Raw genomic sequence first — 1,101 nt, forward strand, 5'->3', positions numbered from 1 at the left:
ATCGAGTGTGGGTACGCCTCGAAAGCTTTCTAACCGTCATAAGAAACCCAGTTGCTCGCAGATCCTTGGTTTCTCTCGCGCTCAGGATAAATGGCGTGACTAGACGTTAGGCACCAGACAAGGGGTCAACTACGGTTATCAAGCCATTCTTGACATTCGCCAGCAAAACCGCACTGTTGCCAGCATTGAGCGGGGTTCTACTGATGGCTATGGTCACCGTTCCTACACATTCACTCCCGACGGAAAACGTATTATCAGTGGTGGGGGCATGGGTGTTATTTCTACCTACAACCGCGATGGCAAAAAACTCGGCGATTTTGTTGGACATACGGGCGATGTGATGGCAGTGGCGGTATCCCCCGATAGTCGCTTATTGGCTTCAGGCAGTGCTGATCAAACTGTCCGCCTGTGGGATGTGGAAACCCGCGAAAACCTGCTCACGCTCTTTCACGGCTCCGATGGCGAATGGGTTGCTTGGACACCGACTGGGCATTACACCGCCTCCCCCAACGGCGACAATATGGTGGGTTGGCAGATTAATCGTGGGGTGGATAAAGCCGCCGATTATGTCAAAGCGGCACAATTGCGCGATCACTTTTATCGCCCTGACATTATCGCCAATGCCATTCGTCTGCGTGATGTCAACGCCGCGATTGCCCAAGCGGGTGGCTCTACCTTTCGCTTAGAAATGCTGAATACCGCCTCGCTCCCCATATTTTTGATCAAAAAACCTGCTGAAAATCCCTACGCCACGCATAAACGCCAAATCGAAATCGTGTTAAGTTTCAAAACACAACCAAAAAGTATTCGCGCTTATGTCAATGGCGGATTAATGGATAACATCAAAAACATCAAGAAATGGGCAATAGCTAATCAACCCAGTCGCTATGAAAGAAAATTCACCCTGCCCTTAACTCGTGGTAAAAATGACATCCGCATTATTGCCAAAAACGAGCTCAAGCTCACTTATAAAAAAACATTACAAGTCATTTCCAAAAGTCGTTATCAGGAAAAACAAGGCACCCTCTATCTCATCGCCGTCGGCGTGAGCGAATATGAAGACAAAACGCGCAGTTTACGTTTTCCTGCCGCTGATGCTCG

At 48.9% G+C, this 1,101-nt stretch carries 1 protein-coding gene; it reads left to right on the forward strand.

What is annotated here, in order from left to right; all coding sequences use genetic code 11:
- Nucleotides 1-268: 268 nt before the first annotated feature.
- Nucleotides 269-1,101: WD40 repeat domain-containing protein (locus tag GY683_RS05970; RefSeq protein WP_367274113.1), on the forward strand; the 833-nt coding region annotated here is incomplete at its 3' end.

Origin of the sequence: Moraxella sp. (assembly GCF_024227015.1) — a bacterium.
Lineage (GTDB): Bacteria > Pseudomonadota > Gammaproteobacteria > Pseudomonadales > Moraxellaceae > Moraxella.